The organism is Nitratireductor rhodophyticola (genome assembly GCF_019891355.1).
GTDB lineage: Bacteria > Pseudomonadota > Alphaproteobacteria > Rhizobiales > Rhizobiaceae > Nitratireductor > Nitratireductor rhodophyticola.
Genome location: NZ_JAHSSF010000001.1, coordinates 1 through 25568 on the forward strand (window position 1 = coordinate 1; position 25568 = coordinate 25568).

Annotated in this window: 16 protein-coding genes and 1 riboswitch; of the genes, 10 read left to right on the forward strand and 6 right to left on the reverse strand. The window is 62.6% G+C overall.

The window, feature by feature from the left end:
- The coding region (locus tag KUG85_RS00005; protein ID WP_223003724.1) for a DUF7507 domain-containing protein at positions 1-2455 on the forward strand (2455 nt) is incomplete at its 5' end.
- Positions 2456-2556: 101 nt separating this feature from the next.
- Here KUG85_RS00005 and KUG85_RS00010 read toward each other — a convergent pair.
- Complete coding sequence (locus KUG85_RS00010; protein ID WP_223003725.1) at positions 2557-6228, reverse strand: DUF7929 domain-containing protein; 3672 nt, start codon at positions 6226-6228, stop codon at positions 2557-2559.
- A gap of 10 nt (positions 6229-6238) precedes the next feature.
- Entirely contained in the window at positions 6239-8230 is a 1992-nt protein-coding gene (locus tag KUG85_RS00015; RefSeq protein WP_255606204.1) for an NHL repeat-containing protein, read from the reverse strand.
- A gap of 424 nt (positions 8231-8654) precedes the next feature.
- Between KUG85_RS00015 and KUG85_RS00020 the strand changes: the two genes are divergently transcribed.
- The 3 genes from KUG85_RS00020 to KUG85_RS00030 are packed head-to-tail and all read left to right on the forward strand — an operon-like array spanning position 8655 to position 11273.
- On the forward strand, positions 8655-9227 hold the full coding sequence (locus tag KUG85_RS00020; protein WP_223003726.1) for a sigma-70 family RNA polymerase sigma factor: 573 nt from the start codon (positions 8655-8657) through the stop codon (positions 9225-9227).
- Positions 9224-9880: a hypothetical protein gene (locus tag KUG85_RS00025; RefSeq protein ID WP_223003727.1), complete on the forward strand. Its 657-nt coding sequence runs from the start codon at positions 9224-9226 to the stop codon at positions 9878-9880. Before KUG85_RS00020 ends, KUG85_RS00025 begins: the two co-directional genes overlap by 4 nt.
- Positions 9873-11273: a S8 family serine peptidase gene (locus KUG85_RS00030; RefSeq protein WP_223003728.1), complete on the forward strand. Its 1401-nt coding sequence runs from the start codon at positions 9873-9875 to the stop codon at positions 11271-11273. The genes KUG85_RS00025 and KUG85_RS00030 overlap by 8 nt, the downstream gene beginning before the upstream one ends.
- Here the strand turns inward: KUG85_RS00030 and KUG85_RS00035 are convergent.
- From KUG85_RS00035 to KUG85_RS00050, 4 genes are read right to left on the reverse strand one after another with little or no spacing between them, the layout of a single operon-like run.
- Positions 11270-12055 carry an ABC transporter ATP-binding protein gene (locus tag KUG85_RS00035; RefSeq protein WP_223003729.1) on the reverse strand — a complete coding sequence of 262 codons (786 nt, stop codon included), beginning with the start codon at positions 12053-12055 and terminating at the stop codon, positions 11270-11272. The genes KUG85_RS00030 and KUG85_RS00035 overlap by 4 nt on opposite strands.
- Positions 12055-13035, reverse strand: coding sequence for a FecCD family ABC transporter permease (locus KUG85_RS00040; protein ID WP_223003730.1), 981 nt, complete (start codon positions 13033-13035; stop codon positions 12055-12057). The genes KUG85_RS00035 and KUG85_RS00040 overlap by 1 nt, the downstream gene beginning before the upstream one ends.
- The gene (locus KUG85_RS00045) at positions 13032-13901 is read right to left on the reverse strand and encodes an ABC transporter substrate-binding protein (RefSeq protein ID WP_223003731.1); all 870 of its coding nucleotides are present in this window, start codon (positions 13899-13901) and stop codon (positions 13032-13034) included. The genes KUG85_RS00040 and KUG85_RS00045 overlap by 4 nt, the downstream gene beginning before the upstream one ends.
- Positions 13901-15763, reverse strand: a complete 1863-nt coding sequence (locus KUG85_RS00050) for a TonB-dependent receptor plug domain-containing protein (RefSeq protein WP_223003732.1) — start codon at positions 15761-15763, stop codon at positions 13901-13903. Before KUG85_RS00050 ends, KUG85_RS00045 begins: the two co-directional genes overlap by 1 nt.
- A 127-nt stretch (positions 15764-15890) precedes the next feature.
- Positions 15891-16102: riboswitch (cobalamin riboswitch) on the reverse strand.
- 277 nt (positions 16103-16379) lie between these two features.
- On the opposite strand from KUG85_RS00050, the gene KUG85_RS00055 reads away from it, so the two are divergent.
- From KUG85_RS00055 to KUG85_RS00080, 6 genes are all read left to right on the forward strand, one after another.
- The gene (locus KUG85_RS00055; RefSeq protein WP_065814890.1) at positions 16380-18032 is read left to right on the forward strand and encodes an ABC transporter substrate-binding protein; all 1653 of its coding nucleotides are present in this window, start codon (positions 16380-16382) and stop codon (positions 18030-18032) included.
- 114 nt (positions 18033-18146) lie between these two features.
- Entirely contained in the window at positions 18147-19151 is a 1005-nt protein-coding gene (locus KUG85_RS00060) for an ABC transporter permease (RefSeq protein ID WP_255606205.1), read from the forward strand.
- A gap of 12 nt (positions 19152-19163) precedes the next feature.
- Complete coding sequence (locus tag KUG85_RS00065) at positions 19164-20321, forward strand: ABC transporter permease (RefSeq protein WP_223003734.1); 1158 nt, start codon at positions 19164-19166, stop codon at positions 20319-20321.
- A 2-nt stretch (positions 20322-20323) separates the two neighbouring features.
- Entirely contained in the window at positions 20324-22963 is a 2640-nt protein-coding gene (locus tag KUG85_RS00070; protein WP_456094045.1) for a dipeptide ABC transporter ATP-binding protein, read from the forward strand.
- A gap of 97 nt (positions 22964-23060) precedes the next feature.
- Positions 23061-24008 (forward strand): SH3 domain-containing protein, encoded by a 948-nt coding sequence (locus KUG85_RS00075; protein WP_223003735.1) that lies wholly within the window; start codon positions 23061-23063, stop codon positions 24006-24008.
- Between the two features lie 195 nt (positions 24009-24203).
- Positions 24204-25556 (forward strand): NAD(P)-dependent oxidoreductase, encoded by a 1353-nt coding sequence (locus KUG85_RS00080; protein WP_223003736.1) that lies wholly within the window; start codon positions 24204-24206, stop codon positions 25554-25556.
- Positions 25557-25568: the final 12 nt, after the last annotated feature.

Here is a 25568-nt window from a genome sequence, read left to right on the forward strand (position 1 = left end):
CGTGGTCACCGGAGGAACGACGACACAGGACCTGGTTCTGACAGACACGCTGGGGCCGGGACTCGACTTCGGCAGTGTAACAGATATCGGATCGTTTGCCGCCGATACCGGTGGTGCACCGGAACTCACCTTCACGCTTCCTTCCGGAACGGCTGCCGGCACCTACAGTGTGTCCTATACGGCGACGGTCTCTGACAACGCGTCGGGACCGTTGTCCAATGCGGTGGTTGCGGATGTGGGCGAATGCGGTTCGTGTGCGACAGAAAACCCGCTGGTCAGGCTTAACACGACAAAGAGTTCAGATGTCGGAGACGGCGCGAATGTCCAGATCGGGGACACACTCACCTACACGCTGACAACCGTGGTTGCCGAAGGAGCGACCACGCAGGATCTCATTCTCACCGATACGCTCGGGACCGGGCTCGAATTCGGCAATATCACGAATTCCGGCCCATTTACGGCGGAGACGGGCGCGGCGCCGGAATTGTCCTTTACACTGCCTGCAGGCACGCCGGCTGGAAGCCACAGTATCAGCTATACAGCCGTCGTGGCCGAAAATGCGCCGGTGACGCTGTCCAACAGCGTGGTCGCAAGCAATGGAGACTGTATCTCCTGCAGCACCGAAAACCATATCCCGCCGAATGTGCGTATTTCCAAATCCCTCGTGTCGGAGGATGGTGCCGTTCCCGGGCTCGCAGAGCTTGGGGAAACCCTGATTTTCGAAATCGTCCTGACCAATACGGGCAGCGCCGCCGACGGTTTTTCCGTTCGTGATGTACTGGACACGCATCTCATGTTTGTCGATGCAAGCGATGGCGGCGTTCATGCTGGCGGGATCATCGACTGGACAGGTTTAACGGTTCCGCAGCGTGAGGGCAGTGTTGACGGGCAGCTCGTTCTGACAGTTGAGGCCTCGGTCGCCGAGCGGCTTTCGGAAACGGCTGATACGGTCGTCAATCTTGCCAAAATTCCTGATGCGGCGGACCCGGAATGCCCCTCCGAGCAATGCGTTGTTCTCCCGCTCCAGTTTCCCGGGCTGAGCCTGAAAAAGACGGGCGGGTTCACCGATATCGATGGTGACGGCCTGGCTTCTACTGGTGACGTTCTCCACTACGAGTACGAAGTCGTCAATACCGGCAAAATAGCGGTAACAGATATTCGGATCGAGGACGAAGGTCCGGAATTTAACGGGCATGCCGCGAACGGTCGATTGTCTGACATACGGCCGCAAACGCACTCTCTGGATGTTGGTGAAACAGGGCATTTCTCAGCCACATATCTTCTCACGCAGGCCGACATCGACAATGGTGCAGGACTTCTCGAGGCTGTCAGGAATTCAGCTGTCGCGCGTGGCTCGGTTGTGGACGGCGGCGGCGAAGAATTTCAGCTCGCCTCAAACGAAAGCGTGTTCTCGTTTACCTTGCCTGCAGGAGGCAAAAACCTGACAATCAGCAAGATGGCCGAAAGACCGACGATCCGTCGGGGCGAACAGGCACCGTTTACGATCGTCGTTGCCAACAACAGCGATGTGCCCGTTCGCGGATTGAAAGTCGAGGATCAGCTTCCCGCCGGATTCCGCTTCATTGAGGGTTCTGCGCTGATTGACGGAGCGCCGGCTGCCCCGGTCGTTAACGGCCGCTCGCTGCTGTTCGACGACATTTCCGTGGAGGCGCGAAGCTCCGTCGAAATCCGCCTGAGCATGAACGCGCCTGCCTCCATAGGTCCCGGCGTCTATGTCAATACAGCGGTTCTGGCCGATCCTCTCGGCCGCCGGATCTCCGCGGAAGCCAAAGCCAGCGTTCAGATCGAAGCGGAACCCGTCTTCGACTGCGGTGACGTGATCGGGAAGGTCTTCGACGACAGAAATCGCAACGGATATCCAGATGACGAGGAGTTCGGCCTGCCGGGCGTACGGCTGGCCGTGGTGGAGGGGAAGCTGATAACAACCGACCCGGCCGGTCGCTTCCACATACCATGCGCTGCGCTGCCAGATCAGCGCCTGGGGACCAACTTTGTCATCAAGCTCGATGCTCGTACGCTGCCCTCCGGATACCGGCTCACGACGGAACATGTGCGTGTGGTGCGTCTGACGGCAGGAAAGATGACTAAGGTCAATTTCGGTGCATCGATCCAGCGCGTTGTGCGGCTGGATCTGCGGAGCGATGCTTTCGTTCGCGGGACAAGCGCTCTCAGTCAGGGCTGGCTGTCCGGTATCGACCAGCTTATCCAGATTCTCGACAGGGAGCCCTCCGTCCTTCGGCTGAGCTATCTTGACAATGAAGGTAGCCGAACGCTTGCGAGAACCCGCCTTGCCTGGGTGGAAAAGCGTATCAGGAAACACTGGCGAAGGTGGGGAGGGCGGTATCGCCTCGACATTGAAACGCGTGTGCTCACCGGCAAAGTGCGCCCGCCGGGATATTCAGGCTTTGAACTGGACGCAGCCGCGGAGCGGTGACGTCTCTATCGGGAGCGGGTGAAAAGAAGATACCTGCCTCAAGAGCATTGTAGAAGCCCCGCCGGTTTTGCCGGCGGGGCCATTTTCCAGAGGTGCTCCGGTTACTGGAGCTGGTTGCCCTTGTCGCGCGGCCGCAGGAGTTGCGGATTGATGCGCAGGGGACGATCAAGCTGCTGCCGGGGCAACCGGTTGACAGGCGGCGTCACGCGGATCTGCCGGCAATTCGGGTATTTGCCCGTGGTGCCGGGCGGGCAGCGGCGCTGCACGACCGGACGACAGTTCGGGAAGGTTCCCGTTGTGCCCTGCGGGCAGCGGCGCTGCACAACCGGGCGGCAGTTGGGGAACGTGCCAGTCGTCCCACGGGGGCAGCGGGGCCGCACGATGGGTGCGCAGTTGGGATAGCGCCCCGTGGTTCCCGGCGGGCACTGACGCTGCACCTCCGGCTTGCGGCAGGCACCGGCCACCAGACGTGTTCCGCGCGGACAGACGCAGCGTCCATCCTGGGTGCGGATCATGCCCGGAAGCAGGCGGCACTGCTGGCGGATCGGCCGGCAATTGGGCGGCGTGCCCGTCGTGCCCCGCGGGCATTCGCGCTCGACCTGCGGCTTGACGCAGCGGCCGTTGGCCAGGCGCGTTCCGCGTGGACAGACACAACGGCCATCGCGCGTGCGGATCTGGCCCGGCAGGAGCCGGCATTGCGGCCGGGGATCTGCCTGCGGCTTGGGATCCGGCTCGCGCGGCGGTGTTGGCCGCGGCGTGGGCAGTGGGACCGGAGCGGTCTGCGTGCCGACGCACTGGCCGTTGCGGAAGGTGGTGCCTTCCGGACAGACACAGCGCCCGTCATTATTGAGAACGAGACCCGGCGAACATTGCTGATCCTCATCCTCATCCGCCAGAACCGTGAAGTCGTGGCAGTCATAGGCACGGCCATCTCCAGCACCATCCGGCGCACCTGAGAGGGACGGCGCGGTGCGCACATCCGCTCCACGGTCGATCACCGCAGCGCAGTTGCGTCCCGATGCACCATTGCCCACGGCGTTGGCGAGACCGCCATCTTCCGGCAGCTCGACAACCACCTCATGCGTGCGGCTTTCGCCACTGGCAAGGGTGAGGTCGGCTTCGCAGGCGAAGGGAAGCTCGGTCGGTTCGGGCGAACAGCCGAAGGGCGGGTTCACCGAAACAATCCGGGCCGGTACGCCGCCAAACCCTTCGACCCGAAGCGCATCGCCGATGCGAACCGGACCGGAGATCGATGACGGACCTTCGTTGCGGATGGTGATCTGGAACGTGCAGGGCTCGCCAAGCAGGCACTCTGCATCGCCGGTTTTCTCGACCGAGATCTGGGTGCCGCCTTCAGCACAGGCCTCGCCGATGGGATAGACGATGTCGTCTCCCGGAGCCGGGCCGAAGGAACCGCGTGCGCAGTTCTCGAACCGCTCATTGGGTGAGACATTGACCGTCACATCGAAGTGCCGCGCGGTTCCGGGCGTCATGACGGCGCCGGGAATCTCGCAGGTGAGATTGGCCGCAGGCACCGCGCCGCAGGACCATTCCGGACCGTCCGGCGTGACAGTCTGGATATTGACCGGCGCACCGCTGCCGATGATCTCGGCGGCGTCGTTGACGCGAACCGGGCCGACGGGTGCTGCCGTTCCGGCATTGCTGACCGTGATGCGGCAGGACACACCTTCGGCGAGCGAGACGGTGGGCTCACAGGTCTTCTGGATGCGCATTTGCGGCTGGCCGCCCGGGATGCCCGGTATGGTCGCCGTTGCGCAGGCCTCGTTGTTGGCGAGATTGGTTTCGCCTTCAAGCGCGGTCACCTTCGCACAGTTCTCGACTTCGTTTGTCGGATAGTCGCCAACGATTGTGGTCACGAGAATGTCCGTCGATGCGCCCGGCACGAGGTTCAGGCCCGGATGGTCGCACTGGAACGTGTTGCCGGCGAGCGGCGCGCACGACCAGGGCGGTGAGGGGCTGAAGGACGCCGAAGCCACATCACCGGCCGGGAACGTGTCCACGAAGCTGACGGGACCGTTGATCGGCGTGGCACCGGCATTGAGGATGGTCACGACGTAGGTGCAGAGACCGTCCGGCGTGCAGACCGTGGGTTCCGCCCGCTTGCGCACGGCGATATCCGGAATGTCGTTCTCCGGCGGCGTGCAGGCCGGATCGCCCGGCAGGCAGATCGCGATTGTGGCGCAGGCCTTGTCGTTGGTCGGATCGCCGAACGGATCCTTGCCGCTGGCCGTGTAGTCATATTCGGCGCAGTTGCGGATCGCGCTCCAGCTCCATGCCGGTCCGGGCTGGAAGCCGAGTTTCAGCTCCACGAATTCGCCGGGATTGAGGGTCGTTTCGGGGTGTTCGCAGGACATGGGGCTTGCCATCGGAACGCAGGTCCAAGGGGCGTTGGGTCCCGAGACCACCGTTGCATTGCCGGGCGTCGTTACCTCATCCAGCACGATCTTGCCGGTGTAAGGGGCGTCACCCGCATTGGAAACGCGAATGGTGAAATCGCACGAACCGTCGATCTCGCATTCGGCCTCATCGGCCCGCTTCTCGACCTTGATGTCGGGCTCGCCTTCATCGTCGGGCGGGCATTCAAGGTCTTCGGGGATTTCAATGTCGACCACCTGTGAACAGCACAGCCCAACGCCCTCGGCCGGACCCGCATAGGTCTCGATGCCGGTGACGATCAGATGCACCGTATCGCCGGGCAGTGCACCGGTGATTTCCCATTCCAGCGTCCCGCCGCCGGCCGGAACGGGCTGGCTCGGCGGATCGATGGTGATGCCGGGTGTGGTGGAGGTCACGGTGACGACATTGCCTGCCATCTCCGGACCGACATCCATGCGATAGATATAGGCACCGCCGCCGGGAAGGCAGTCCACCTCACCGGTCTCGACCGAGAAACACGCTTCTTCCGGCCCGTCGCCGGGTGGCGGGGGAGGCGGTGGCGGCTCGCAATCCGTTACATCGATCGCGATGGTGGTCGGGTCGCCCGTCTTCCAGTCACCGTCGTCCGGCAGGGCGGGATCGTGCGACGGAATGGTGGCGACAAGCCCGCCGGTTGCCGTGCGGATCACGGCCACATTGGCCTGATTGTCGACATTGGTTGCGGCAGGGAACGCCGCCTGGTCGATCTTTGCCTTGATGGTGATGTCGATGGCGCGCTCGGTCAGACTGCCGTCGCCGTCGAGATCGGCGGCGGAAAGGTGGAAGTCCGACTGGGTGAGCGTGTCATCCAGGGTTGCGGTCGTGCTGACCACATGGGGTGGAACGGCTCCGCCGCCAGCACCGATGATGTCGCCGCTGAAAGTGGCGTCGACAATCGACAGATTGGCGGGAAGTTGATCGGTAAACTCGAAGGTTACATTGGTTAGAAACGCGTCGAGGCCCGGATGGGCGATCATATCAGGTGTGCCGCGCACGCCGAGGCGCAGGCGGTATTCCACATAATCGCAATTGAGCTGTGTTCCACGCTTTTCAAGGAAAGGCGTCAGAGCGGGCTCGACTGCGGGTTCCAATGGCTCAAGTTCAATGCGTGGGCCTTCGGCGTCGCCCGGCGTTTCGAGAACCTCAAGCTCTTCGATCGTCCGGTCCTGTGCTCTGGCCTGATTGATGCCGGAAAGCGGTATGAGCGCGGTGGAGAGCGCCATGCCCGCCACCAGCAGCCAGCGCGGCGAGCGCGCTTTCTCTGCAAGGGGTTTCATGATCGTCTCCATGACGTTGTTGACCGTGGTCCGGTCGGCGGGAAAAGTGAACATGATCATCTCTTCCTCCTCACGGCGCACAGGATTCAAGCGGCGTTTCAAGTGGCAACGTCACCTTGCAACAGGGGAAGTAGCCACCCGCCTCGGCGTCGGACTGCTTATAGAAGCACAGGCCGAGATCGACGGTTTCGCCAGGGATGTGGCCGTTGATGCCGAGAGTGAACGGCGTGGCCAGGCTGGGGACCGTCTGCTTGGACGGGGAAACGCCGACGCCGGGCGTCAGCGATTTCGCGGAAAGCGAATCGCCACCGATGCCGGCGCGGTCATGGATGTAGAGATCGGCTTCAAGCCCCGCGGGCGTACAGAAATACGCAGCCGTCTCCAGCTCGATACAGGGCGGGAGATCGTTGGGCGGCGGGAAGCCGGGCGGCCAGCCGGGGACGGGAATGTCGCCCGGATAGGGGATAGGCTCATAGTAGCCGGCGCGGCCCTCGCAGGGACGCCAGACCTCCACGTCGCCGACATGCCCCTTGACCTCGGGGTCTTCGAAGAAACCGTCGAAATCGGCAAACCACGAGCCGAAGGGCGGTTCGTTCTTTGGCCGCACGAGCGTGCTTCTCGTAAGCTGTACGCCATGAACGGCAAGCGGCCCGCCTTCGATGAGCTGCTCTTCAAGGGCGGGGTTGTCGCGCAGCCTGTCGCCGGTTTTCACCAGCGTGGCTGCGCAGGCATTGCGGTTGAAGAAGCCTTCGGCGTCATAACCATATTGCAGGTCTATGCCGCCGGCTCCCTGTCGGTATGGTTCGGGAAAACCGACTGCATATTCCTGCGGTGCCGGCACCCAGATGCTTTCGGTTTCGGGATCGTCGGGGCTTTCGCGCCAGTAGCGCAGCACCGACGCCTCGCCGCTGTCGGCGAAGCTTGAGTAGTCATAGCGGTTTTCGATCTCGCCCCGCTGGGCAAGGTACATGAAGCCGCGCGTGTCGAAGGCGATGTCGGTGACCGGAAGGTCTTCCTCGGCTTCCACCGTCAGCTCCCAGCGTGGGTCGCCGGCGAAGGTGCCGTCGCGGGCGATCCCCACGGACCAGATTTCCGCTTCCTCACCGACCGCGTAGTAGAGGCGTCCGCCATGCATGGCGAGGCCATAGACGCGACGCTCTTCCTGCGTGTAGCCCCAGCTTTTGGGCTCTTCCGCGTCGAAAGCAGCACCCTGTATGTCCATCACGGCGCCATCGTCGGCCACGGGGTCGAGCCCGCGTGCCGGCCTGCCGTCCACGCCATGATCGAACGTGTCGATGAGATTGCCGTCGATATCGATGCGGTGAATGAAACCGCTGTCGAGATCGGAAGCGAAGAACTGGCGGTGTGACCGGTCGAAGGCGATGTTGCCGATGCCGGGTCCGCTGTTGGTGTCGATATTGGCAAACAGGGTCACGGCGCCCGTGATGCCGTCGATTTTCCAGATCGAACCGGGTCCGCCGCCATTCTTCTCGCCGAACTGCCCATCCATGAAGCGTGCACCGGCTTGGCCGCGGCGCTGCCGTTCGGGCCGCCCGTCCTCGTCTTCGTCTTCCGTGACGATCTGGAGGCCGTGCAGGGAGGTGGCCGCCGCATAGAGGTTCGGCACGATGGCCGTGGTCTCTTCGCGCTTACCGTCATCATAGGCAAGGCCGAACACCTGGCCGATTTCGGAGGCCGGCACTTCGAAGGGCGGTGGCGTAAAGACCACCTGCCCCTCAGGTGGGGCGCCGAGCCAGGTCATGTCGAAGATGCGCAGCGAGGCGCGCTCGGTGTCGATGAAGGTTTCGTCCACCGGGTCGACGCCGGGCAGAAGACCTTCCTCGAAACCGGGGATGAGCGTGCCGGGAAAACCGGTCACGGCCATGAACCCTGGCTGGATGATCGCGTTTTCCTGCGCGCTCGCGGGTGCATGTGCTGAAAAGCCCGCCATGACGGCGAGCGCAATGACGGCGGTGCTTTTGAGAAAGCGCCTGGCGCTTGAGCCGGGATGGAGGTCTCCGCTCCCGTCACGCCGTGCCGGGAACCCGTGGTTCTGCCCCATAACTTGCCTCCCGAAACCGTTTCGGAAGGCTGCCGGATGGGCGTCTTTTGCGCGCCCGGTCCCCTTTGTTCCGGTGTATCCCCCCGAAGCGAGGTTCATTTCAACCCCGTCATGGGAGAGCCTACGCCTCGGCTTACGCAAGGTCAACAAAACCGCCCCAGCCATGCGCCGCGGCGGCTTCAACGACCGTTTGCAGTCGATATGCCGTGTCATCAGAACACTCCTTTCCGGGTGCGCACCATGCGTACCCTGCAGGGTTTGTCTGACGAGGCTGTGAAAAGGTTCACACTGATGAGCGCCGCAAAGCCGGTAGGTGAAGGCAATTCTGTTTCCACCGAACCGCAAATGGACTAGCTTTTCAGAAACTGGGGGAAGCGATGAACCGAAACGTCCCGTCGCGCGACACACTCTCGAAGGGTCGGCCATGAGCGGTGCGGCGGAGCAAACATCCGATGCCGTGCTCGTGGCCAGAACGGCGCGCGGCGACAGGGCGGCGCTCCGGCTCTTGTTCATGCGGCATCACACGCGGGTGTTCCGTTTCGTGATGCGCCAGACGGGATCGGAAACCATGGCAGACGAGATTGCGAATGAAGTGTTTCTGGAGGTGTGGCGCCAGGCGCCGCGCTTCGAGGCGCGCTCTCAGGTCTCCACCTGGCTGCTTGGCATCGCGCGGTTCAAGGCGCTTTCGGCCCTTCGCAAGCGACGGGAAAGCGCACTGGATGAAGGGCAGGCGGAGGCGATTGCCGACAGCGCCGACACGCCCGAGGTCGCAACCATGAAGGATGACAAGGCGGCGGCCCTGCGCTCATTCGTCAACGCGCTGTCCGAGGAGCATCGCACCGTGGTGGATCTCGCCTATTATCACGGCAAGTCGGTGACCGAGATCGGCGAAATCCTTTCCGTCCCCGTCGCCACGGTGAAAACCAGAATGTTTTACGCCCGCAAGAAGCTCGGAGAAGCCCTGCAGGCGGCAGGATATGATCGAGGCTGGCCATGAGCGAGAACGCACAATCAAACCGACGCGACCGGCTTGAGGCGCTGTTGCCCTTCTTCCTGAACGGAACGCTTTCGGGCGCGGAACTGCGCGAGGTCGAGGAGTGGCTCGCATCCGACCCGCAGGCGATGGCCTCGCTTGCTGAAGCCGAGGGCGAGTATTCGGCGACCGTTGCCGACAATGAGGCGGTCCACCCGCCGGCCGATGCGCTGGCGCGTTTTTCAGAGGCGCTGGCCGAAGAGGCGGGGCCGGAAAGGGCTGCCAGACCCTCGCTGCGTGAGAGGCTGGCCGGCTTTCTGCCTTCACTGCCGGTGCAGGCTGCCTGGGTGGCCGCCGGGCTGGCGCTCGCCATTCTCGTGGGCCAGACGGTCTGGCTCAATCTTTCGCAAACGGAGCAATATTCCGTCGCCGGTGCGGATCGCGAGGATGCACCCTTCGCCTTCGTGACGTTTGCGGCGGATGCCTCCATGGCCGATGTCTCGGCACTATTGGAGGCAAGCGGTGCCGAGATCGCCGCCGGACCGCTGCCGGGTGGGCTCTACCGTGTTCTTGTGCCCGCCGAAACGGCGGAGCAATACGACGCAATTGTTGCCGGGCTCGAAAAGGCTGAATTTGTGGAAACCGTTGTGACCGGACGCAGACCGGGCGATGACTAGGCTCGTTTTACGCATCCTGGCGGGTATCGCCATCACAGCCCAACTGGCAATGGCAGCGCATGCCCAGACCACCGCACCAGCCGAGGCTGCGGACGGTGAAACGCAGGCTCGCGCAGCCTCCGGCGAACGGCACGTGGTTTATCTGCCGCAGATGCTGGCGGAGCTTTTTGGGCCGGGGACGGGCGGGGCTGCGCCGGCGCAGCCCGCGACATCCGGGGATGCGCCTTCAACAAATGGCGATGTTTCGGATGGCGGCACTGGCCCAGCAGCATCTCCTCCCACGACGGCGGGAGCGGGGGCTCTTGCCAGACCTGTCGCGCCGCAACGCGCCATCTCCGGGGCATTTGTGCCGGACGAGGTGCTTGTCACTCTTGACGGCGATGCGGATGTGGCTGCCGCCGTGGCCGCCCAGTTCGGTCTGGAGTTGCGCTCGGCCCGTGCCTCCGGGTTGCTCGGGCGCACCATAGCCCGCTTTGGCATTTCTGATGGTCGTCCGGTGGCCTTTGTGCTTGCGCAGCTCGAGGGTGACGGCCGGCTGGCAGATCGTGTGCCGAACCACGTGTTTCAGCTTCAGCAGGCGGCAGGCGTCGTCAATTATGCGTTCGAACGGATCGCACTCGATGCCGGTGCGGCGAGCGGCGAGAATGTGAGCGTGGCCGTGATAGATACGGCGCTGGATGAGGCGCATCCGGCCCTTGTCGACCGTGTGGCACGCGTGTTTGACGCGCTCCCCGACATGGCGGTGAAAGACCGGGAGCATGGCACGTCCATCTCTGGGCTGATTGCTGGCGATGGGCCGTTTCGCGGCATGGCGCCCGGCGTACGGCTCCTCCATGCACGGGCTTTCGAGGGCGGTATCTCCAGCACGAATGTGCTTCTGGCCGCGCTCGACTGGGCGGTGGAAGAGGGCGCGCAGATCGTGAATATGAGCTTTGTCGGGCCGGAGAACCCGCTTTTCTCGTCCGCCTGCCGCAATGCGATGGCGCGGGGTGTCGTGCTTGTTGCCGCTGCCGGCAACAACGGCCCCGGCGCGCCTTTCGGCTATCCTGCGGCCTATGATGGTGTGATCGCCGTGACGGCAACGGATGTGCATGACCGGGTGATGGGAAAGGCCAATCGCGGCCGCTATATCGATCTTTCGGCGCCGGGCGTGAATGTGGTGGCCCCCATTCCCGGCGGCATGGATGTGGTGACGGGCACCTCGTTTGCCGCAGCGGTTGTCTCTGGAGCGATTGCCAATCTTATCCACGCTGGCGGAGACGCTGCCCCGGAGGCGCTTTCGGAACTGTTGCGAACCACTGCGGTGGACCTCGGCGATCCGGGCCGTGACGAGGATTTTGGCGACGGACTCCTCAATGCCAGGGCAGCGATGGAGAAACGGGTCGCCGATTAGCCGGACGAGGACGTGTCCGTGAGCCCGACCGGTGCGATGATCAGGCCGCTTTCGTCATGGGCGCGGTGGGCGGTCACACCGTAGATCCTTGCCAGATTCTCCGGCGACAGCACGGCTTCGGGTTTACCGAGCGCTGCACGCTGCCCCTGGTTCAGAAGTATGACCTCATCGCACCAGCGGGCAGCGAGCGTCAGATCGTGGAGCGAGACCAGCACGGTCCTTCCTTCGGCAGCGAGCCGTTTCAACGATTGCATCAGCATGATCTGATGCGCGGCATCCAGGCCGGAGGCCGGTTCATCGGCGATGAGGAGTGGTGTTTCCTGCGCGATTGCACGCGCCATCAGGACGCGGGCCTGCTCGCCGCCCGACAGCTCGGTGGCGACCCGGCGGGCCAGCGGCGCAATGTCGGCCATTGCCATGGCGCGGGCGATCGCGGCTTCGTCCCGGACATCTGGGCGCTGGCCGAAGGCACGCCATGGCAGGCGGCCGAGTGCCACGAGATCGCGCACGGAGAGACGCCAGCCTATGGTTCTCTGCTGCGGCAGATAGGCGATGAGGCGGGCGCGTTGGGCTGGGCCGATCGCCGCGAGATCGTGTTCGCCGAGCTGCATGGCGCCCTCGGCGGCAATGTGCCCGTTCAGCGCGCGCATGAGCGTGGATTTGCCGGCGCCATTCGGCCCCAGAAGGCCAATCACCTGTCCGGGTTCAGTGTCGAAGCTGACGGCATCGAGAACCTGTCTCTTTCCGAGCCTCACGCTCAAATTGTCGACGTGAAGGTTCATCAAAGCATCTCCCGGCGGGCGCGGACAACGAGCCACAGGAAGAAGGGCGCGCCGATCAGCGCCGTCAGAACGCCGACATTGAGTTCGCCGGCTGGCAGGACGATCCGCGCGGCGATGTCTGCGGCGAGGAGAAGCGCGGCGCCGCCGAGGCCGGCAGGCAGAAGGAGGCTGCTTGGCATTCGGCTGGTCAGCGGGCGGATGAGATGCGGAACCACGAGGCCGATGAAGCCAATGGTGCCGGCGACCGCCGTTGCCGCGCCAACGGAGAGTGCCACACCGGCGACGATCAGGAAGCGTGCGCGGCCCATGTGAATGCCGAGGCTGGAGGCCGCTTCCTCGCCCAGCGAGAGCGCATCGATGGCGCGGGCCGACAGTGCGATCAGGAGCCAGCCACAGGCCATGAGAGGCAAGGCGAGTGCCACATGCTCCATGGATCGGTCCTTCAGAGACCCCAGCAGCCAGAAGATGATCTCATAGGCGGCGAAGGGGTTGGGCGACAGGTTGAGAACCAGCGAGGTGAGCGCTGCCGCGAGACTGGAGAGCGCCACACCTGCGAGGATGAGCGTGAGCGTGGAGCCCTGGCGCGCGGCGATGGCGAGCAGGATCAGAACGGCGAGAAGCGCCCCGATCAGCGCGCCGGCAGGAAGGGCGTAGAGCGAACTTCCGGCAAGGCCTGAGTAAAACACCACCACCGCGCCGAGCGCTGCCATGGAGGAGACGCCGATCACGCCGGGTTCCGCCAGCGGATTGCGCAGAAACCCCTGAAGCACCGCGCCGGAAAGCCCGAGAGAAATACCGATGGCAAGGCCGAGCAGGGCGCGTGGGAGGCGGATTTCGCGCATGATGATGGCCGCCGCCTCGCCGCCGCCGGCGAAAAGGCCGGATATGCTGTTCCCGAGGCCCAGTTCGGCGGGACCGACCAGCAGCGACACAACGAACAGCGCGAGTGTGAGGAGTGCAAGCGAGGTGGAGAGCTTCATTGCGTCGCGTCCTGCGGGCAGGGGGCGATCTCGGCGCGAAGTGCGGCCAGCGCGCGCACGGCTTCCATCACTCCCGGGGCACCGCACGACAGGGAGCCTTCGGGCACGAATGCACCGATGCGGGTTTCGGGAAGGGCGGCAATCGCCGGATGGCGCGGCACGTGTTCGCCGAGTGTCGGCGCGTCCTGTTTTCTGCTGATGCTGATGACGTCCGGCCGGGCGGCGATCACCTCTTCCAGGGGAAAGGGCGCCATACCGACGACACCGAGATCGGCGGCCAGATTGGCGAAGCCCGCGGCACGCATCACGGAATCGCCCAGCGTGCCGCCGCCTGGCGCGATGCCGTTCTGATCGTAGGCGATCATGGTGGGGCGCCTGTCGCATTGGCGTGCGGCAATTGCTTCGAGTTCGTCTGTGAAATCGCCTGCTATTCTTTCCGCCTTCTCTTCCTGACCGAGGAGCACGCCCATACGGCGGATTTCGCCCGGAATGGTCTCGAGGGTCTGCGCGAACGAAAACTCCTCGACATGAAAGTCCAGCCTTTTCAAGAGGGCGGTCGTGTTGTGGAGCGCGTAGGTGCCGGTGACCACGAGGTCGGGCTTTTCAAGGAACGCCTCTTCGGCAAGTCCGCGATTGACCGGGTAGGCCTGCGCTTCTTCATGCAGCATTGAGAGGCTCGGCTCGCGCGAAAGGAAGGAGACGGAGACGAGCTGATCCGGCCCGGCCAGCGTCATGGCAAGCTGGTCAGTGCACAGATTGAGCGACATGACGCGTTTTGGCGCGGCCGAAACCGGCGCGACAAGAAGCGCGCCGGCCAGAAGAGCAAGGCCGGAAAGGCGAGGGAGGCATCTCCGGCGCCCCAGCATCAGGGAGCGAACTTTGCGCGGAAGCCGGCGAAGACGCCGAAGCCGGGTGTGTTGTAGCCGCGTACCGTCTGATAATCCTGATCAAGCAGGTTTTCCGCCCGCACATAGAGTTCAGTGTCCTCGGTCGGCTTGTAGGCGATTTTGGCGTTGACAAGCAGATAATCGTCAAGCTTGAAACCGCCGGTATCGACCGTATCCATGGCCGTCCTGGCAGAGGCCGATATTGTCCACTTCTCTGCGGGTTTCACGCTGGCGGTCAGGCCGATTTCGTGGCGTGGCACGCGCGTCAGGCGAACGTCGTTCTGGTCTACCGAGTGTGTATAGGTGTAGGCGCCGGTGAGGACCAGCCAGTCGGTCGCGGCATAGCGGAGCGAGGCCTCGACGCCGCGCTGGCGCGACGTGCCCGCGATCTGCTGATAGTGCGTCGTGTAGCCGATCAGATCGTCGATCTCGAGCTGGAAGTAGGTGAGATCGGCGACCGCCGCTCCATTCCAGAAACGCTGCTCAACGCCGATGTCGAAGCCGAAGCTGGTTTCGGGCCGAAGGTTGGGGTTTGCGCCGAAAGGACCGAAGAGTTCGTTGAGGCTCGGCGCGCGGAAGCCGGTTCCCACGGAGCCGTGCAGGCGCGTCCCGGTCTGATCGAAGAGATAGGACGCAGTCGCGCGATATGTGGTGTGCCCCCCAAATTCGCTGTGTTCGTCCTGTCTGATACCGGCGGTCAGCGTCAGGTTTTCCAACGGTGTGGCGATGGCTTCACCCCAGACCCCGGCAATCCAGAAACTGGAATCAATCTCCGGATTGAACAAGCCGGCAGGAAAGACCGCGTTCTGGCGCTCGTAATCTGCGCCGCCCTGAACGACCAGCCATTCATTGACGTCAAAAGCGCCCTGATAGTCGGCCTTGTAGCGGCGACCATTATAGCTTCCATCGAAGCCCGTGCCGGTAATCGACCGTTCGAGGTCAAAGGCCTGCACGGAGACCGTGTTGCGGAAGCGGCCGTCCATGAGGTCGAGATTGAAACCGGCGCGGCCTGCGCGTTGTCTGCTGTGGTTGGTGGCCGTTGGATTGTCACTCGGCAGAAGAGTGCCGAAACCCTGATTGTCGAACTCGGCCTGTGCGTCGATATAAAGCGCCGATCCGAAGACGGAGAAAACTTCGGAGAACGCACGTTCGGCATTTGCATCGAACGTGATGTTCTCGTAGCCGTCGCGCTCGGTGCCGGAGGCTGCGGCCGAGATGCCGTCGGTGCGGAAGCCCGTGGCGTTGATGGAGAGTTTCGACTGCTCGCTGCCAGCTCTGAAACCGTAGGAACCCCCAAACGAGCCATGCGAACCACCTTCACCGTGAAGGATGTGGGTGATGCCGGGCTCGACGTCGTCCAGTGTTGACAGGCTGATCACTCCCGCAATGGCGTCGGAGCCGTAGAGTGTGCTCTGCGAGCCCTTCAGGACTTCGATGCTCTGTAGCCCACCGGACAGTAGATATTGGTAGGATGTCTGCACCTGGGTGCTGGTCGGGTCGGAAATGTCGATGCCGTTGTAGAGGGTTTTCACGTAGCGGCGGGGTGCGCCGCGGATCGACAGACTGCCTTCCGCGCCCACGCCCCCTGGCGATGACAGGTTTACACCCGGCAAAAGGTCAAGATATTCCACCGCAAGCGGCAGAGACTGTTCTTCGATCTCTTCGCGCCCAATCACTTCCACCGTGGAGCCCACTTTCGTTGCCTCCGTTGGGGTGCGGCTGGGGGTGATGACCAGTGTGTCGAGCTCAAAGTCCTCGGCCTGCGTGGTGAGCGTGGCGAAGCCCAGTATCAGCGCGGTCGTGCTGGACAGGATAGAGTTTCGGTGTCGATATGAACGCATGCGTATGCTCCAGAACCAAGTTTTTCCGGTTTGCTGGAGAGCGACAGACGCCTGACTTCAATCCCCCCGCCAGCGATGACAATCGCCACCACTGCGAGAAACACAGCCCCGGAAGCGTCCCGCATCCGGTCGGTGACGGCCTAAGGCAGGTTTCCTGGCTCGCGCTTCGTCGGCTGCCTCGCCTTCCCGGGTCTTGCACCCAGTGGCATTGGAGGAGCCTCAGCGCTCACAGTTGCGGGAGCAGCCACGGCTGCGGTCCATTGAAGAATGACCGTTCCGTGTTCCCTTTTCCTCCGGCGGGCGGACACCTGCCGGAGCACCTCAAGCGAACCGAAATCGCTTAGCAACTGGCTCCGGCATCGTCAATCGACCGTTGCGCGCCGTTACCGTCCGGTGCGCTGTTCCGGGTCAGTGTCTGTCAGTTGGGTGAAATACTTCATTATTGCGGAATCGGCTCTTCATGTAGTTTTTGCGGCAATACTGTCGCAAACCCGTCATTGGAATTGTCGAAAAAGTTGCAGAATTCGATTTCCGAACCCCGGGGAATTTTGACATCGGGGGCGGGATGGGAAATGCTAATCGCGAACCGAAAACGGTAGATAATGGGAGTGCGTCGATGACGTTTTTCAAGAGCAATGGCGAGAAGGTGCCGGCCCGCGTTGCCGAAATGGCGGATGAGGCACGAGCCGGCCGAATGGACCGGCGTGAGTTTCTTGCGCTCGCAAGCGCGCTCGGCGCGTCGACGGCGGCAGCCTATGGAATGCTGGGCCTCGCCGCCCCGGAGCGGGCCATGGCGCAGGAGCCAAAAATGGGCGGGACGCTGCGTGTCGCCATGTTCATCAAGGACCCGAAAGACCCGCGCACGGCCGACTGGTCGGAGATCGCAAACGCCATGCGCCAGACACTTGAGCCGCTGGTGAAGTACACGCGCGATTTCACCTTCGAGGGCAAGCTTATCGAAAGCTGGGAAGTCAACGAGGATGCGACCGAATACATCCTTCACGTGCGCCCGGGCGTGACCTGGAACAATGGCGATGCCTTCACGGCAGATGACGTGATCTACAACTTCAACCGCTGGTGCGACCAGACCGTGGAAGGCAATTCCATGCCGGCCCGCATGGCCTCGCTCGTCGATCCGGAGACCAAGAAGGCGCGCGAGGGCGCGATCGAGAAGGTCGACGACATGACGGTGAAGCTCAACCTGTCGGCGCCCGATATTTCGATCATCCCCGGCATGTCGGACTATCCGGCCCTCATCGTTCATCCGAGCTTTGACGAGACGGGCCGCGATTTTGTCGCCAATCCCATTGGCACCGGCCCCTTCGAGCTGGTGTCCTACGAAGTGGGCAACCGGGTGGAGCTGAAGAAGCGGGCCGACGGCAAATGGTGGGGTGGCGAAGCCTATCTCGATGGCATCGAGTTCATCGACTACGGCACGGATCCGTCCGCGACCGTCAGCGCCTTTGAGTCCGGGGAAATCCACACGAACTACGAGACCACCGCCGATTTCGTGGACATTCTCGATTCACTCGGCCTGGTGAAATCAGAGGTCACCACCGCCACAACGATCGTGGCGCGCACCAATGTCAACAACAAGCCTTATGATGACGAGAAGGTGCGCCGCGCGCTGCAGCGCGCGGTCGACAACACGACCGTTCTGGCGCTTGGCTACAACAATGCCGGCGAGGTGGCCGAGAACCACCATGTCTGCCCGATCCATCCTGAATATGCGGAGCTGCCGAAGCTTGAGCGCAATCTGGACGAGGCCAAGGCGCTCATGGAAGAGGCCGGCCAGATGGACCATGAGCACGAGCTCATCACCGTGGACGAGGACTGGCACAAGAACACGGGCGACGCCATCGCCGCCCAGTTGCGCGAGGCCGGCTTCAAGGTGAAGCGCACGGTGCTGCCCGGCTCCACCTTCTGGAACGACTGGACGAAGTATCCCTTCTCCATGACCAACTGGAACATGCGTCCGCTGGGCATCCAGGTGGTGGCGCTCGCTTATCGCACGGGCGAGGCGTGGAACGAATCCGCCTATTCCAATCCGGAGCTCGACAAGCTGATCGAGGAGGCGCTGGCCATTCCCGATCCCGACAATCGCCGCGAGGTGATGAAGAAGATCGAGGAGATCATCCAGGGCTCGGGCATCATCCTCCAGCCCTACTGGCGCAAGCTCTATAACCACTCGGTGGAGGCCGTGAAGAACCACGGGATGCACCAGACCTTTGAGATCGATCTGGAAAAGGTCTGGCTCGACGAGGGCTGAGACCGGACATCAGGGGGCCGAAAGGCCCCCTTTTGCGCAGGCAATCAATAACAACCTCCGCAAACGGGGGAAGGGGAAACCGTGCTTGGGTTTATTCTAAGACGTTTGGGCGTCATGGCATTGACGATGCTGTGTCTGACACTTGTCGTTTTCTTTCTGGTCAATCTAGAACCGAATCTGAAGAAGCTCGCCATCAGTCAGCTCGACATGCGCTCCTCGGCTGAGCAGCTCGAAAGCTGGCTTCAGAAAAACGGCTATCGCCAGAATTTCTTCGTACGGTACGGCCAGTGGCTCGGCGTTGTGCAGAAACAGCCGAATATCGACCCGGAAACCGGGGTGGCTTCACCGCGGTTTTCCTATTGCGATGAACCGGCGGAACCCTATTACGGCGGCATCCTGCAGGGCGACTTTGGCTGTTCAACCAAGTTCAAGGTGCCTGTTGCCGAAAAGCTCTTTCCGGCCCTTGGCGCTACCGGCATCCTGATGTTCTGGGTCATGGTGGTGATGGTTCCCGTCGCACTTCTGATCGGCGTTCTTGCCGGGATGCGGGAGGGCACACGAACGGACCGAACACTGTCCGTCGCATCGATCGCGACCACGGCAACGCCTGAATATGTGTCGGGCGTGATCTTCGCCGTGGTCTTCGCTTCATGGCTCGGATGGCTGAACGGCTCGGCCGCGACAGCCACGCGGCAGGGTATCTCCTTCTACAATTTCACCCTGCCGGTGATGACGATGGCGATTTACGGCATCGGCTATATCGCGCGCATGACACGGGCCTCCATGGTGGAGGTGATGACGCAGCAATATATCCGCACCGCCCGCCTCAAGGGGCTGGGCTTTCGCGCCGTGGTGATCAAGCACGCGCTGCGCAATGCGCTGATCGCCCCCTTCACTGTCATCATGCTGCAGTTTCCCTGGCTTTTGACGGGCGTTGTCATCGTCGAGGTAATGTTCCGCTATCAGGGGTTTGGCTTCACGCTGGTGGAGGCGGCCAGCAACAACGACATCGACCTGCTTTTAGGCTGTTCTCTGGTGTCGGTCTTCGTCGTCCTGTCCACCCAGCTCATTTCGGATGTGGGCTATGCCTATCTCAACCCGCGCATTCGCGTGCAGTAGGGAGGACACGCGATGCAGATAGAAAGCCTTGGAACCTTCGGCATCATCTTTGGCGTGCTGGCGCGCTTCTGGCCGGTGTGGATCGCGCTGGCGGTCATTCTGCTGTTCAGCACGAGTTTCCGTGAACGGCTCGGCCTCTACGGCCAGTTGTTTGAAACGGGTGTCGGCGTTGCCGGCGTCATGATCTGCTTTTTCTGGCTGTTTACGGCGATCTTCGCGGGTACGGTCGCGCCTTTCGACCCGCTGGCGCAGTTTCCGATCATGAAGAATGTTCTGCCGGGCGCCATCGAACCGGAAACCGGGCAGGCCTTTCTCTTCGGCGGGGACAGGCTGGCGCGCGACGTGTTCTCGCGCATGGTCTATGGCAGCCAGATCGTTCTGATCATCGCGCCTGCGGCGACGCTGTTCGCGCTGATGGTGGGCACCACGCTCGGCCTGCCGGCGGGTTATTATGGCGGGCGGATCGACAGTTTTCTGTCGTTCCTGGCCAATCTGGTCCTCGCCTTTCCCGTAATCCTGCTCTTCTACCTTCTGGTGACGCCGGGCATCCGCGAGACGCCAATTCCGCAATGGATGGCGGGCGTTTTCTTCATCTTCCCGATCGTGTTCTTCGTGACCCTGTTCTGGACGCGTTTTCGCAGCCGTCCGCAGCTTCTGGCCATCCAGCTTGCGCTTACGCTCCTGATCGGCGGCTGGGCCTATGTAGGGCTTGTGTTCGATGCAGATCCGCTCGGCATCATCTCGATCAGCTCCAACCAGCTCAACATCTTCGTGGCCGTGGTGTTTGCTTCTTCCCCGGGCGTTTTCCGCATCGTTCGCGGGCTGGTGATGGACATCAAGACGCGTGACTATGTGGCGGCTGCGCAGACGCGTGGTGAAACGCCCTGGTACATCATGTTGTGGGAGGTGCTGCCCAATGCGCGCGGTCCGCTCATTGTCGATGTGTGCCTGCGCATTGGCTACACGACCATCCTTCTTGGAACGCTCGGTTATTTCGGCCTCGGTCTCGCGCCCGAAAGCCCGGACTGGGGTACGGGCATCAAGGAATCGAGCCGTCTGCTCAGGGCCTATGTGCACCCGGCGCTGCCGCCCGTTTTTGCCCTCATGTCTTTCGTGCTCGGGCTGAACCTGCTTGCAGATGCGCTGCGTGAACAATCGCTGAAGGATTGAGGATGAACACTGAGAGCGACGCCATGAACGAAGCCATCAGCATCACACGCGGCCAGAAGAGCGGTAAGCCGATCCTCGAAATCGAAAACCTCTCCATCTCCTTCTTCACGCGGGCCGGCGAAATCCCGGCAGTGATGGATTTTTCCTGTGAGGTCATGCCCGGTGAGGCGATGGGCATTGTGGGCGAATCCGGTTGCGGCAAGTCGACCGTTTCACTCGGCATCATGCGCGATCTTTCCAATGTCGGGCAGATCGTCGGCGGGCGTATCAAGTTCAAGGGCCGGGACATGGCCGAGATGAGCGAGGAGGAGCTGCGGCAGATTCGAGGCAATGAGATTGCCATGATCTATCAGGAGCCGATGGCGAGCCTCAACCCGGCCATGAAGATCGGCCAGCAGCTCATGGAAGTGCCGCTCATCCACGACAATGTCTCCAAGGACGAGGCTTGGCGTCGAGCGCTGGAGATGGTGGAAGCGGTGCGACTGCCCGACCCCGAACGCATGATGCGGTCTTATCCGCACCAGCTCTCCGGCGGCCAGCAGCAGCGCATCGTCATCGCCATGGCTCTCCTGTCAAAACCGGCGCTGCTCCTGCTGGATGAGCCGACCACCGCGCTCGACGTGACAGTCGAGGCGGGGATTGTCGAACTGGTGAAGGGGCTGGGCAAGAAATACGGCACGTCGATGATCTTCGTGTCGCACAATCTGGGCCTGATCCTTGAAACCTGTGACCGTGTAACAGTGATGTACTCGGGCGAGGCGGTGGAGACGGGCCGCGTCGAAGACGTGTTCGACCGGATGCGCCACCCCTATACGCAGGGGCTCTTCCGATCCATTCCGCTGCCGGGCGCCGACAAGAACGAGAGGCCCTTGATTGCCATTCCCGGCCAGTTGCCGCTGCCGCATGAGCGCCCGAAGGGCTGCAATTTCGGCCCGCGCTGCCAGCATTTCAAGGAAGGCCTGTGCGATGCGGACGAAGTGCCGATGCTGCCGGTCGAAGGGCATGAGCGGCACCATTCGCGCTGCCTGCGCTTTGGTGAGATCGACTGGGATGCGCTGCCGGAAGGCGCGCTCGTAGACAAAGAGCCGATCGAGCCCGGCAAGCCGATGCTGCGGATCGAAAATCTGAAAAAATACTATCACGTGGCTGCCAACAGCATCTTCGGCGGCGGCGATACCAAGACCGTCAAGGCCAATGAGCAGATCAGCTTTGAGGCGCGGGAATCGGAAACCGTTGCGATTGTGGGCGAATCCGGCTGCGGAAAATCGACCCTTGCCAAGGTGCTCCTCGGGCTGGAGACCGCGACGGATGGCGAAGTGGTGCTGGCAAACGAGCCCATTCAGTCCACGGCGGTCGAAGACCGGGATACCGGCACGGTGGCCGGCATCCAGATGGTGTTTCAGAACCCGTTCGACACACTCAATCCAAGCCACTCTGTCGGTTCGCAGATCGTGCGCACGCTGGAGAAGTTCAACATCGGCAACACGCTGGCCGAACGCAGGCAGCGCATGCTGGAACTGCTCGATCTGGTAAAGTTGCCACGCGCCTTTGCCGAGCGCATGCCGCGCCAGCTTTCCGGCGGGCAGAAGCAGCGCATCGGTGTCGCCCGCGCGTTTGCCGGCAATGCCAAGGTGGTGGTGGCGGACGAGCCCGTCTCCGCGCTCGACGTTTCCGTGCAGGCGGCCGTGACCGAACTCCTGATGGACATTCAGCGCAAGAACAAGACCACCATGCTGTTCATCAGCCATGACCTTTCCGTGGTGCGCTATCTGGCCGACCGTGTGGTCGTGATGTATCTCGGCCATATCGTGGAGCAGGGGACGACCGACCAGATATTCGCGCCGCCCTATCATCCCTATACGGAGGCGCTGCTCTCGGCGATCCCGATTGCCGACACGTCTGTCCGCAAGAAGCATATCGTGCTTGAAGGCGACATTCCCTCGGCCATGAATCCGCCCTCGGGCTGTCCGTTCCAGACACGATGCCGGTACAAGGACCAGGTGCCAGGCGGCAAATGCGAACGGGAGGTGCCGCCGTTGAAGGATCTGGGCAACGGACATTTCAGCCTTTGCTGGCTGGACGATGACGTTCTGAAATCCATGGAGCCGGTGATCAGTTTCGATGCGCCACGGAAAACCGGCAAATCGGCGCGCCGGCAGGGGAAGGCAAAGGCGGCCAGTCAGAAACCGAAGGCAAAGGGCGAAATCCGGCCGATTGCCGGAGGTCGAAAGCCGGTCAGGGCTTCTGCGGCAGGCCTCTCAGCCGTGCCGGGCTCCTCCTCGCCGAAACGTGTTCAGGCGGAGGCCGGAGGCGGGCGTCAGGCCGCATCCGCCCGCGTCAAGCCGGCTACCGCAAAGGCGGCAAAAGACGCGAAGCCCGCCCGCATCCGCAAGCCTAAAAAGCCGGATGATCTGAAGCTGATTTCCGGCGTGGGGCCGAAGCTGGAGGCGCGGCTCAACGATCTCGGCGTCTACACCTTTGCGCAGATCGCGGCCTGGAAAAAGGCCGAGCGCGACTGGGTGGACGATCATCTGAGCTTCAAGGGCCGGATCGAACGCGACGATTGGGTGAAACAGGCCAAGGCGCTGGCCAAAGGCGGTGTCGAGGAATATGTGCGGGTGTTCGGCAAGAAGCCGCGCTGAGCGCGGTCCCGTCTGGCATTTTAAGCGATCTGTTCTGGATATCGTTACGACTTTGCAGCACTTTGCGCCGGCCAGTCGATGTGCGAAGGAGAGTCGCGTGCCTGCCCGGATCGTTCAGATTTTGCTTGTGTTGCTGACCTTTGCCGGTTTGTCGGTTTCTTTTTCGGATGACGCCCACGCACGGCGTGGCGTGGAAGCCGAGGCGACGGCTGATTTGAAGCTGCGCGAGGGTCCGGGCCTGCGCCATAGAGCCGTTCTCACCATCCCGCGCGGCGCGCGTGTTGCGACATTGCGGTGCACGCGCGGCTACGCCTGGTGCGAGGTTGGCTATGCAGGGCGCACCGGCTGGGTTTCCGCGCAGTATCTGCGTGACACGCGTCCGCATTATGGGGATCGACCGATTTCGGGTGTCGGTGCCCTGATTGGTCTTGAGATCTTTGACTTCGTGATGCGTGAATTGGATGAGCGCGACCGCGACAGGGCGTTTGAAGAGGCCGGAGGGGCTGGCAGAGATCGACGCCCCACGCCGCGCAATGCCTGTTTCTATGATCGCCCGAATTTCAAGGGCCGCCGGTATTGTGCGGGGATCGGAGATGACGTGCGCGGCTTGCGCGGGCGCATCGCTTCGATCCGGGTTGGAGAGCGCACATCGGTCGAGATCTGTTCGTGGCCTGATCGTGACGGGCGCTGCAGCCTGCTCACGCGCGATGTGCCTTTGCTTCGCCGGGGTGACGAGGCTTCCAGTTTTCGCGTTCTTCGCCGCCGGGCAGGGGATGAGCAGGACTTTGAACCCACGCGACGGGCCTGTTTCTATGAAGGGGCGGATTTTCGCGGGGCGAGCCTCTGTTTCGATGCGGGTGACGGAAGCCCACGGTTGCCGCGTGAATGGATCGGTCGCATTGCGTCCGTCCGTCTTGAGGGCGGGGCCGAGGCGCGCATCTGCGAGCGGCGCAATTTGACGGGCTGGTGTGAAACGATTGAGCGCAGCATGCGACGCCTGCGCGATTACTACACCGACGACATTCGCTCCATCGAGGTCTACTGAGTGAGGATCGGCAGCGGATCCTTTAAAACGCCGACCTGTACGGCGGCGTTTTGGCAAGGAATATCTACAACTTAAAATATGATTATAGAATTCATCTTTCTTTTCAAAGGGATGTGCGGCGCGTTAAAATTTGACCGATTGATAAAAAAATGAAACTGCGTTAGCCTTTCCCCAATAACAAAAGGGGAATACGGAATGGCTGATGGTCTCTATGCGGACGGCATCGCCGCCGGCCGCCTTTCCGGTGAGGAGTACGACAGGAACTTCTCCGACCTGCATCCACCGCTCGACCGCCATGAGGCGGCTGTGGAGGCGGATCGCTGTTACTTCTGCTTCGATGCGCCGTGCATGACGGCGTGTCCGACATCGATCGACATACCCATGTTCATCCGCCAGATCGCCACGGACAATCCGCTGGGGTCTGCCAGGACGATCTTCGACCAGAACATTCTTGGCGGTATGTGCGCCCGCGTTTGCCCGACGGAGACGCTGTGCGAAGAAGCCTGCGTGCGTGAAGAAGCGGAGGGCAAGCCGGTGCAGATCGGCCGCCTGCAACGCTTTGCCACCGATACGGCAATGGCCGCAGGCGCACAGTTTTATGAGCGTGCCGCGCCAACCGGCAAGCGGGTTGCCATTGTCGGAGCGGGGCCTGCGGGGCTTGCCTGCGCCCATCGACTGGCCAAGCACGGGCATGACGTCACCATCTTCGAGGCTAGATCAAAGCCTGGCGGCCTCAACGAGTTCGGCATTGCCGCCTACAAGACACCGGATGGGTTCGCCCAGGCCGAGGTGGACTATGTGATGGCGATTGGCGGCATCACGCTTGAGGAAGGCAAGGCGCTGGGGCGGGACTTTTCGCTCGGTGACCTTAGCCGGGATTTCGACGCCGTGTTCCTCGGCATGGGGCTGGCCGGCGTCAACGCGCTCGGCGCTGAGGGTGAAGATGTTGAAGGCGTGGAGAGCGCGGTAGATTACATCGCACATCTGCGTCAGGCGCAGGATCTCGCCAGCCTGCCGGTCGGTCGCCGTGTCGTCGTGATCGGCGGCGGGATGACGGCCATCGACGCTGCCGTTCAGGCAAGGCTCCTTGGCGCCGAGGAGGTGACGATCTGCTATCGCCGGGGCCAGGAACACATGAACGCATCGGAGTTCGAACAGGATCTGGCCGCCTCCAAAGGCGTTGTCATCCGGCACTGGCTGCAGCCCCGGCGCATTCTCGCGGAGAATGGCAAGGTCACGGGGATCGAACTTGAATACACGGCGCTGAAGGACGGAAAGCTTTCAGGCACCGGTGAGACACTGACCCTGCGCGCCGACCAGGTGTTCAAGGCCATCGGCCAGTCTTTCGAGGCCGGGGTTCTGAACGGCTCCGGCGCATCGATTTCGCTTGAGGGGCGTCGCATCAAGGTCGACGAGGAAGGGCGAACCTCCATGTCGATGGTCTGGGCCGGGGGCGACTGTATCGCCGGCGGCGACGATCTCACCGTTTCGGCGGTCGCGCAGGGGCGCGACGCGGCCGAGAGCATCCACCGCGCATTGGCCGGCTGAGGAGCGAGAAAC

Coding starts and splice junctions, on each gene's coding strand:
- KUG85_RS00060 (WP_255606205.1), top strand. CDS start 18,147: ATGGCATTGACGATGCTGTGTCTGACACTTGTCGTTTTCTTTCTGGTC.
- KUG85_RS00040 (WP_223003730.1), bottom strand. CDS start 13,035: ATGAAGCTCTCCACCTCGCTTGCACTCCTCACACTCGCGCTGTTCGTT.
- KUG85_RS00045 (WP_223003731.1), bottom strand. CDS start 13,901: ATGCTGGGGCGCCGGAGATGCCTCCCTCGCCTTTCCGGCCTTGCTCTT.
- KUG85_RS00050 (WP_223003732.1), bottom strand. CDS start 15,763: ATGCGTTCATATCGACACCGAAACTCTATCCTGTCCAGCACGACCGCG.
- KUG85_RS00070 (WP_456094045.1), top strand. CDS start 20,324: ATGAACACTGAGAGCGACGCCATGAACGAAGCCATCAGCATCACACGC.
- KUG85_RS00035 (WP_223003729.1), bottom strand. CDS start 12,055: ATGAACCTTCACGTCGACAATTTGAGCGTGAGGCTCGGAAAGAGACAG.
- KUG85_RS00080 (WP_223003736.1), top strand. CDS start 24,204: ATGGCTGATGGTCTCTATGCGGACGGCATCGCCGCCGGCCGCCTTTCC.
- KUG85_RS00010 (WP_223003725.1), bottom strand. CDS start 6,228: ATGATCATGTTCACTTTTCCCGCCGACCGGACCACGGTCAACAACGTC.
- KUG85_RS00030 (WP_223003728.1), top strand. CDS start 9,873: ATGACTAGGCTCGTTTTACGCATCCTGGCGGGTATCGCCATCACAGCC.
- KUG85_RS00015 (WP_255606204.1), bottom strand. CDS start 8,230: ATGGGGCAGAACCACGGGTTCCCGGCACGGCGTGACGGGAGCGGAGAC.
- KUG85_RS00065 (WP_223003734.1), top strand. CDS start 19,164: ATGCAGATAGAAAGCCTTGGAACCTTCGGCATCATCTTTGGCGTGCTG.
- KUG85_RS00020 (WP_223003726.1), top strand. CDS start 8,655: ATGAGCGGTGCGGCGGAGCAAACATCCGATGCCGTGCTCGTGGCCAGA.
- KUG85_RS00055 (WP_065814890.1), top strand. CDS start 16,380: ATGACGTTTTTCAAGAGCAATGGCGAGAAGGTGCCGGCCCGCGTTGCC.
- KUG85_RS00025 (WP_223003727.1), top strand. CDS start 9,224: ATGAGCGAGAACGCACAATCAAACCGACGCGACCGGCTTGAGGCGCTG.